Raw genomic sequence first — 8189 nt, 5'->3', positions numbered from 1 at the left:
CGATCGCCGCGCCCGTGCTACCGGATCACTACAACCGCGCTACCCGAAGCCCCGGCTAAACAGACTGGAGCGCTCAGCTGCGGGTGTACGCCGAGGAGTCGAACCGCGGCAATCAGAGGCTCGCCGAGTCGGCGGGTCTGGCCGCCGAACGCTGGTTCGCCACGATGCTGCGGGATCTGACCGACGGTGCGCCGGAGGTGTCGCTGCCGGCCGCGGCGCAGGAGAGCGGGCTGCGCATCGTGGCGTACACGCACGATCGTGATGACGACGCACGTCTGGCGCGCAACGATGCGTTCCGCGATCACTGGGGAAGCCTGCCGAGCCAGCCCGAGTCGTGGGCCAAGTTCGTCGGCGGCGAGTTCTTCCGCCCCGATCTGTCCCGGCTGGTCGTCGAGGCCGACGGCACCATCGCCGCTTTCTGTCTCGCGTCGGTGAACGAGGAGGACTGGGCGAGTCTGGGCGCCTTGAACTCGTACATCGACCTCATCGGTGTCGTGCGGGCGCGCCGTCGGCAGGGACTGGCTCCCGCGGTCGTCGCGGCGACGTTGCGCGCGATCGCCGATGCCGGTCTGCAGAAGGCGGTGCTCGACGTCGACACCGCGAGCCCGACGGGCGCCGACGCCCTCTACGAGGGGCTGGGCTTCGTGGCGGACGAACGGTCCGTCGCCCTGGTGGCGCACATCTGACGCGGGCAGCGCTCCCGCCGGCGGCGTGGAGCGGCTCAGGAGGGCGGCACGGGGGCGAGTGCCCGGGTCGTGGCCCAGCGGATCAACTGCACCTGATACCGCGTCTGCGCGCGCTGATTCGCTACGGCATCGACGGCGTGGGTGACGGTATCGGCGTAGATGCGCCCGCCGGTCTCGCCCGGATGGATGCAGTCGCCGGCGAGCACATCGGCGTGCGGCGCGATCGCGCCGGACCAGTCGGCGATGACGACGCCGGGATGGCTCGCCGCGAACGCGGTCAGCTCGGCATTGACGCCCGGGATCCAGTCGCGGGGAGCGAACGCCGTGACCAGAACGAGCGTGCGGTCGCGACCGACGCGGTCGTAGATGTCCTGGAGGGCGTCCGAATCGACGGGGCCGTTGGTGCCGAGGCCCACGACGACGTAGTCACGCAGGGCGCCCTGATCGGAGAGCCGGTCGATGATCTTGCTGCCCGCCCACATCGAGCGCGAGACTTCGGCGTCGATCTGCACGCCGGGCAGCTCGTCGAGCAGGCCCCCCGCGGAGGCCAGCATCACCGAGTCGCCGACGGCCGTCACCCGGTCGCCGCTCACGGTGACCGGTGCCGGGGGCAGCGGCTCGCCATCGGGGCCCTCCGTCGCTGTGGGGGTCGGCGTCGGCAGGGGGGCATCGGTGCTGTCCGACGGCGGGGTGGGAGCGGCGGATGCCGCGTCGAGCGCACGCCGGCCCGCCTCGACCACCGCCTGGCTGGAGCTGACCGGCGGGGCGGCGGCGACGGCGGCCGTCGTGCCGCCGAGCACGAGCGCCCCGACACCGACGGTCGCGATCGCGCCGAACCGCCGCGACGGCGTGGAGTGCAGGCGCGCCCACAGTGCTCGCCCCGCGCCCCGGAAGCCGAGCCGGCGCACGGGCTGTTCGAGCAGGCGGTACGAGGCCGCGGAGATGCCGAGCGTGAGGGCGGCGGCGCCGAGCCCGACGCTGACCGGCACGGATTCCTCGAGGAAGCCGCCCGTGGTCGCGAGGGCGAGCAGGACGACGATGGGCCAGTGCCACAGGTAGATGCCGTAGGAGCGCTCGCCGATCCAGCGCAGCGGCGCGACGTCGAGGGCGTGCCCGAACCAGGAGCCGGCGTGTGTCGCCGCCGCGATCGCGACCGCGGTCAGTGCACTCGCGATCGCCGGCACGAGCGGATAGCGCTCCGCCCCGGCCGGCAGCGCACCGACGATGATGATGCCGATCACACTCGCCGTGCCGATGACCGCGGTCCAGGCGGGCACGACGCCGCCGATGGACGGGCGCGCGGACGCGCTCCACGCGGTGCGCCCGGCGAGCGCGAAGGCCAGTGCGACGCCGAGCAGCAGGCCGAAGGCGTGCGTATCGGTGCCGTAATACGCGCGCGTCAGATCGACCGAGCCCGCGCCGATGCCCACGAGCTGCGCTGCCCAGGCCAGGGATGCCGCGGCCAGGGCCATCGCGACGGCGGCGCGCATGCCGCGGCGTGGCAGCAGGAGGAACACGGGCAGAAGCAGCGGCCAGAGCACGTAGAACTGCTCCTCCACCGCGAGCGACCACAGGTTTCGCAGCAGCTCGGGCTGCGTCCCGGCGAAGTAGGACGCGCCGGCCGAGATCGACGCCCAGTTGGAGGAGAACGTGATCGCGCCGAGCACCTGTCGCCCGAGCCCCAGCAGAACGTCCCCACCGATGAGCCAGGCGACGCTGGCGCTCACGGTGACCACCACGGCGAGGGCCGGCAGCAGCCGGCGGGCGCGGCGCGCCCAGAACGCGCCGAGGGCGATGCGGCCGGTGCGGTCGTGTTCGCGCAGCAGCAGCGACGTGATGAGGAAGCCCGAGATGACGAAGAAGACGTCGACGCCGACGAAGCCGCTCTGCAGGAGCCAGCCGGGGAACAGGTGGTACACGACCACGAGCAGCACGGCGAGCGCGCGCAGGCCGTCGAGGCCGGCGAAACGAGGGGAGGGGGAGGTCATGGCGGGCACTGGGGTTCCGAGGGGGTTCCGGGGCGGTTCCGTGGTGATTCGGAGCGAGTTCCGTGGGCCGTCTCGCCGGCCACGTCGGGTCGGTGCGAGCGGATCTTCCAGTGTACGTACCCTCCCTGAACGTCGGGCGTCGTCTACACCGACTGCCGATGACGCGCGCGCCGCGTGCGGTGCGCCAGACTGGTCGTATGGATACGGATGTGCTGGTCATCGGTGAGGCGCTCATCGACATCGTCGAGAGCGCCGAGGGCGACCGTGAGCTCGTGGGCGGCAGCCCTGCCAACGTCGCCGTCGGCCTTGCGCGTCAGGGGCACGCCGTTCGTCTTCTGACGCGGCTGGGGCGCGACGAGCGCGGAGAGCGCATTGCCGCCCAGATCACCGAGTCGGGCGCCCTCGTCGACGAGGCGTCGTGGACGGATGCCCCGACGTCCACGGCCCGTGCACGACTGCGTTCCGACGGTTCCGCGGAGTACGAGTTCGCGATCGACTGGGCCGTGCCGACGGCATCCCTGGAGGGGACGCGTATCGTCCACACCGGTTCGATCGCGCTGTTCCTCGAGCCCGGCGGCAGCTCCGTGCTGGAGGTGCTGCGCCGCGCTGCCGACACCGGTGCCGCGCTCGTCACCCTCGACCCGAACATCCGGCCCGCGCTGGTCGGCGCGCACGAGGTCGCGCGGGCGCGCTTCGCGCAGGCGGCGGCATCCGCCGATCTGGTGAAGCTCAGCGACGAAGATGCCGCATGGCTGTATCCGGGTCTGGATGCCGAGTCCGTGCTGCACCAGGTCGCCGCCTACGGGCCGCGCGTGATCGTCATGACCCGAGGCGGCGAGGGCGCCGTCGGGCTGGGGCCCGGTGGTGTGAGCGCCGTCGACGCGCTGGCTGTCACGGTCGTCGACACGATCGGTGCCGGCGACGCGTACATGGCGAGCCTCATCTCCAGCGCGCTGGACGATCCTGCGATCTTCGAGGACGCCGCCTCGTTCGCCGCGGCGCTGCGCCGTGCCGCCGTCACCGCCGGCATCACCGTCTCGCGGGCCGGTGCGAACCCGCCGACCCGTGCCGACGTGGACGAGCGTCTCCGCTGAGCCGGCTGCGCGCGTCCCCACCCACAAGAAAGGTCTCCTGTCATGACCGTCGTCGTCACCGCCGTCTTCCACCCCGTCGAGGGCCAGCGCCCCGCACTCATCGAGGCGCTCAGCGCCGCCATGCCCGCCGTCCACGCCGAGGAGGGGTGTCTGCTCTATGCCATCCACGCCGCCTCCGACGGGACGGTCGTGATGATCGAGAAATGGGCCGAGCCCGCCGCCCTCGCCGCGCACGCGCAGGGCGACGCCGTGAAGGCCCTGCAAGCCGCCGTCACCGGCCTGGTGACCGGGCCTGCCGAGGTCGTGACGATGACTCCTGTGCCGGCCGGGACGCCGTCCCAAGGCGCTCTGTGACGACAGACGAGGTCGTTTCCGACTCCGCGGGAGGGATGCGGCTGCGCCTCGATCTCGCCTACGACGGCACGGACTTCCGCGGGTGGGCCCGTCAACCGGGTCTGCGTACCGTTCAGGGCACGCTCGAGACAGCACTGGCCCGCGTGCTCGGCGGCGATCCTCAGCTGGTCGTGGCGGGTCGAACCGACGCCGGGGTGCACGCGGCCGGGCAGGTCGCCCACCTCGACCTCACCGATCGGCAGCAGCAGCGGCTGTCGTCCAGCCGCGCCGGCACCGCCGAGGCGCTGGCGGCCCGCATCAACGGGGTGCTCGGCGCCTATCCCGACGTCGTGGTGCACCGCACCGCCGTCGCACCGGACGGGTTCGATGCGCGGTTCTCGGCCGTCTGGCGGCGCTACGAGTACCGCATCGCCGATCGCATCGCCGGCTACGACCCCCTCGAGCGCGTGCGCACGACCAGCGTGAAGGCCGCGCTGGACGTGGACGCGATGGATGCCGCCGCGCATTCCCTCATCGGTCTGCACGATTTCGCGGCGTACTGCAAATGGCGGGAGGGAGCGACCACGATCCGCACCCTGCTGGAGTTCGGCTGGGGTCGAGACGATCACGGCATCCTGGTCGCGCGGGTCAAAGCCGACGCGTTCTGCCACAGCATGGTGCGCGCCCTCGTCGGCGCCTGCGCGGCGGTCGGCGAAGGGCGGCTGAAGATCGCCGACGTCGCTGCGATCCGCGACGGCGGGGTGCGCACGAGCGACGTGAAGGTGCTCGCGGCTCGCGGTCTCACCCTCACCGAGGTCGGCTACCCCGCCGATGACCTGCTGGGCTCCCGCGCCGCGCAGACGCGCGCACGCCGCAGCCTCGACGCCGACTGAGCCGGACGGGTCCCGTCGTCAAGACGGAGCAGATTCCTAGGACCGCCGCTTAGGCTGAGAGCGACGGAAGGCGGGGGATGAAGGTCATCTCGTACAACCTCAACAAGCACAAGGCGGTCGGCGAGCTCGGCGAGCTGGTCGAGAGCACGGGGGCCGACGTCCTCTGCCTGCAGGAGGCGGTCTCCAGCGACCTGCCGTCGCAGATCGGCGATCTCCACCTGGCCGAGGCGACGGCACGCAACCGGCTGGGACTTGCGCTGTACTACCGGCGAAGCATCTTCGATGCGCGCGACGTGCGCGCGCTCGCGCTGAAGAAGTCGCTGCACGACCGTGTGCTCAAGCCCGCGGAGGAGCGCATGCTGGCGGTGCGCCTGCACGACATCGACCTCGGCCGCGAGGTGATCGTCGCGAGCTTCCACGCCGCTCCGCTGACTGCGCTCAACTCGCTGCGGCGCAAGCAGATCCAGGCCGCGCTGGAAGAGCTCTCCAGCCTCGGCCCCGACCTGCCGATCCTCATGGTCGGTGACTACAACTATCCGGTGTTCAAAGAGAACCTCGGCCAGCACGTGCGCGAGTCCGGGTATGAGCTCACCCTGAGCGATGCCCGCACGTACACGCGCTACAAGTTCTTCCGCGGCCACTACGACTTCGCGACGAGCGTGGGGTTCGACATCGCGACGATCACGACGCTGCCGCAGGGGCGCAGCGACCACCTGCCCATTCTGATCACTGCCGAGCCGCGCGCCCTGGCCCCGCGCACCCCCTGACCCTCTTTGTCACGGCCCACGATCCTGCGGCCGTGGGTGCCGCGGCGTAGCGTGGAGGCACCGATCCCAACGGAGGGACGAATCATGGTCGAGAAGATCGTCGTGGCGGTGACGGGGGCACCCGTCTCCGAACGTGCGGTGCGGTGGGCGCTGCAGCGGGCACAGGCCGCGCCGCCCGGGTCACAGGGCATCGAGCTGGTGTCGGTCATCGGGGGAGCGCTCGGTGCCGTCGGCGAGGCGGAGCTGATCGCGCAGGCCGTCGCCGACACCGAGACGGTGCTCGAGCGTCTGGCGGCGCCGGTGCGGGATGCCGGGATCACCGTCATGACACGCGTGGAGACGGGCAACCCCGTCGCGCGTCTCATCGACGCCAGCGTCAACGCCTCCCTGCTGGTGCTCGGCAGCGACTACCGCGGACCGGGTGACGGGCCGGCGCGCGGGGCCCACGGCATCCGCATCGTCGCCGGGGCCGCCTGCCCGGTGGCGGTGGTGCCCGACACGGCGCTGGTCGGTCGGCGCGGGGTCGTCGTCGGCATCGACGGGTCGCCGGTGTCCGAGCATGCCCTGCGCTTCGCGGCGCGCGAGGCCGATCGCCTCGGTGAGCCGCTCACGGCGGTCAGCGTGTGGACTCCGATCGAGGCTCCCCGCAACGGCCTGGCCGTCTACCCGGAGATGTACCTGTCGAACATGCAGGCCGCCACGGAGGAGATGCAGGCGGTGGCCCTCGCCGGGCTCGCCGTCGACTTCCCGGATCTGGTCGTCGAGCGCGTCGTGGAGCGCGGCTACCCCTCGCGAGCGATCGCCTCGCGAGGTCTGACCGCTCGCCTCGTCGTCGTGGGTACGCACGGTCGCGGGGCCCTCGCCCGCTTCCTGCTCGGCTCGATCAGCCAGGAGGTGCTGTCGCATCTTCCCGCGGTGACCGCGGTGGTGCGCTGACGCCGCGTAGCCTGCGTACAACGAGAGAGCCTTCCCGGCCGTGACCGGGAAGGCTCTCTCGTTGTCGTTCTGGCGTGCGTCAGGCGTTGGTCTCCTGGCGGTTGCGACGCACCGTGGCGGCCACGGCGACGGTCGCACCGGCGAGGACGAGAGCGCCACCGCCGACCCAGATGCCGAGCAGCGACTCGCTGTCGCCACCCGTCGAGGGCAGGGTGCCGCCGCCGGCCTCTGACGAGGCGCGAGCGCCGGTCGCGGAGAGCGTCCACGAGGAGCCCGCCGGCGGGGTGCCGACGACCGTCGCCGTGGCGACGCCCGACGAGTCGGCGGTCTTGGTGACCGTCGTGGAGCTGACCGCGAACTTGACCGCGGCGAGGTTGGGGCCGGTGACGCCTTCGCCCACGAGCGTGAACGTGACGGTCGCGCCGGGCTGGAACCCGGCGACGGGAACGGGGCCCGGGGCCGTCACGGTGATGGTGACGGTGACGGTGTCGGGGCCGGTCGGGGTGTAAGCCTGTGCCATTGCCGGGGCGGCGAAAACCAACCCTGCGGCGATCGCGACGGAGGCCGCGACCTTGGTGAATCGATGCTTCATGAGAGCCTGCTTTCGAATCCGGTCTGGGGGTACCTGATGATCCGCTCGTTCCGTATTTCCGGTCTTGGTGCAGATGGGGGGATGGAGAGTGAAGCGGTATGGTGTAGCTGATGCTCTCCCGAGTATTGCCTAGGGGTCTGTCGGATTGCAAACTCTCGCGGTTTCCGATATGTAAATGTTTCGCGACGTGAAGGAGACCTGCCGGATGGAACGCCCCGGGAGCCGCCGCCGTGCTCTCAGCGCCGCGCTCGCCGCGCTGGTCGTCGTGATCCCGCTGGTCGGTTGCGGGCCCGCGCCGTGGGCCGCGCAGGCGACGACACCCGCGCCCGCTCCCACGACCGCCGTCCCGGTTCCGACGCCGGTCTCCAACGATCTGTCGGGCGGATCGACCCAGCGCACGCTCACGGCGGGCGCGGTCTCGGCAGCCGTGAACTACTGGTCGACGTTGCGGATGGACCGCTGGACGCCGGCGGCGATCAAGCCGATCAGTCTGTCGATGGTGACGACGATCACGCCCAATGACGGGCAGAAGGTCTATCTCCAGCGCGCCACGATGACCGCGATCCCCGCGAATGCGTCGCAGACGTTCGCACCGCTGGATGCCCAGGTGGATCAGGCCACGGTCTCTCCCGGATACCTGGTGCTGTCGCCCTACAGCTACTCCAACACCTTCAATGTCGGCACGGTCCCCGCCGAGGCCACGTACGTCACGGTGCAGTTCGAGTACGACTTCCTCGTGCAGACGACGCCCACCTCGACCGAGTTCGCGAAGCAGACCGGGAGTGACACGCTGACGATCGCGATCGCCGCCCAGAACGGCGGCTGAACGCGCCTTCCTCAAGATCGGGTAAAGACCGTGTCGAGGTTTTCCTGATTCGCACGTCCCGCCGGTGGTCCATA

The 8189-nt window shown here is 71.2% G+C and carries 9 protein-coding genes; 7 read left to right on the top strand and 2 right to left on the bottom strand.

Features of this window, described 5'->3' with window-relative positions:
* Positions 1–83: 83 nt before the first annotated feature.
* Complete coding sequence (locus AS96_RS10800; RefSeq protein ID WP_231477236.1) at positions 84–686, top strand: GNAT family N-acetyltransferase; 603 nt, start codon at positions 84–86, stop codon at positions 684–686.
* A 35-nt stretch (positions 687–721) separates the two neighbouring features.
* Here AS96_RS10800 and AS96_RS10795 read toward each other — a convergent pair whose 3' ends face one another.
* Positions 722–2674 carry an acyltransferase family protein gene (locus AS96_RS10795; RefSeq protein WP_036289557.1) on the bottom strand — a complete coding sequence of 651 codons (1953 nt, stop codon included), beginning with the start codon at positions 2672–2674 and terminating at the stop codon, positions 722–724.
* A gap of 197 nt (positions 2675–2871) precedes the next feature.
* Here AS96_RS10795 and AS96_RS10790 point away from each other — a divergent pair, with 197 nt between their 5' ends.
* From AS96_RS10790 to AS96_RS10770, 5 genes are all read left to right on the top strand, one after another.
* Positions 2872–3768 (top strand): carbohydrate kinase family protein, encoded by an 897-nt coding sequence (locus tag AS96_RS10790; protein ID WP_036289555.1) that lies wholly within the window; start codon positions 2872–2874, stop codon positions 3766–3768.
* A gap of 42 nt (positions 3769–3810) precedes the next feature.
* Positions 3811–4122: a putative quinol monooxygenase gene (locus AS96_RS10785; protein WP_036289553.1), complete on the top strand. Its 312-nt coding sequence runs from the start codon at positions 3811–3813 to the stop codon at positions 4120–4122.
* Positions 4123–4157: 35 nt separating this feature from the next.
* Positions 4158–4994: a tRNA pseudouridine(38-40) synthase TruA gene (truA, locus tag AS96_RS10780; protein WP_036289572.1), complete on the top strand. Its 837-nt coding sequence runs from the start codon at positions 4158–4160 to the stop codon at positions 4992–4994.
* A gap of 77 nt (positions 4995–5071) precedes the next feature.
* A complete protein-coding gene (locus AS96_RS10775) occupies positions 5072–5761 on the top strand; it encodes an endonuclease/exonuclease/phosphatase family protein (RefSeq protein WP_036289551.1) in 690 nt (229 codons plus the stop codon).
* 84 nt (positions 5762–5845) lie between these two features.
* Entirely contained in the window at positions 5846–6697 is an 852-nt protein-coding gene (locus AS96_RS10770; RefSeq protein ID WP_036289549.1) for a universal stress protein, read from the top strand.
* Positions 6698–6776: 79 nt separating this feature from the next.
* Here the strand turns inward: AS96_RS10770 and AS96_RS10765 are convergent, their stop codons facing one another.
* Positions 6777–7289: an LPXTG cell wall anchor domain-containing protein gene (locus AS96_RS10765; protein ID WP_036289547.1), complete on the bottom strand. Its 513-nt coding sequence runs from the start codon at positions 7287–7289 to the stop codon at positions 6777–6779.
* Positions 7290–7494: 205 nt separating this feature from the next.
* On the opposite strand from AS96_RS10765, the gene AS96_RS10760 reads away from it, so the two are divergent.
* Positions 7495–8115 carry a hypothetical protein gene (locus tag AS96_RS10760; protein ID WP_036289570.1) on the top strand — a complete coding sequence of 207 codons (621 nt, stop codon included), beginning with the start codon at positions 7495–7497 and terminating at the stop codon, positions 8113–8115.
* The last annotated feature ends 74 nt before the right edge of the window (positions 8116–8189 follow it).

Origin of the sequence: Microbacterium sp. MRS-1, assembly GCF_000585455.1 — a bacterium.
Classification (GTDB): domain Bacteria; phylum Actinomycetota; class Actinomycetes; order Actinomycetales; family Microbacteriaceae; genus Microbacterium; species Microbacterium laevaniformans.
This window is presented reverse-complemented; position numbering and strand designations above follow the sequence as displayed.

Bases quoted from the DNA above. Each gene is read 5' to 3' on its own strand.
- AS96_RS10795 (WP_036289557.1), bottom strand. From the start codon at position 2,674: ATGACCTCCCCCTCCCCTCGTTTCGCCGGCCTCGACGGCCTGCGCGCG.
- AS96_RS10790 (WP_036289555.1), top strand. From the start codon at position 2,872: ATGGATACGGATGTGCTGGTCATCGGTGAGGCGCTCATCGACATCGTC.
- AS96_RS10785 (WP_036289553.1), top strand. From the start codon at position 3,811: ATGACCGTCGTCGTCACCGCCGTCTTCCACCCCGTCGAGGGCCAGCGC.
- truA (WP_036289572.1), top strand. From the start codon at position 4,158: ATGCGGCTGCGCCTCGATCTCGCCTACGACGGCACGGACTTCCGCGGG.
- AS96_RS10775 (WP_036289551.1), top strand. From the start codon at position 5,072: ATGAAGGTCATCTCGTACAACCTCAACAAGCACAAGGCGGTCGGCGAG.
- AS96_RS10770 (WP_036289549.1), top strand. From the start codon at position 5,846: ATGGTCGAGAAGATCGTCGTGGCGGTGACGGGGGCACCCGTCTCCGAA.
- AS96_RS10765 (WP_036289547.1), bottom strand. From the start codon at position 7,289: ATGAAGCATCGATTCACCAAGGTCGCGGCCTCCGTCGCGATCGCCGCA.
- AS96_RS10760 (WP_036289570.1), top strand. From the start codon at position 7,495: ATGGAACGCCCCGGGAGCCGCCGCCGTGCTCTCAGCGCCGCGCTCGCC.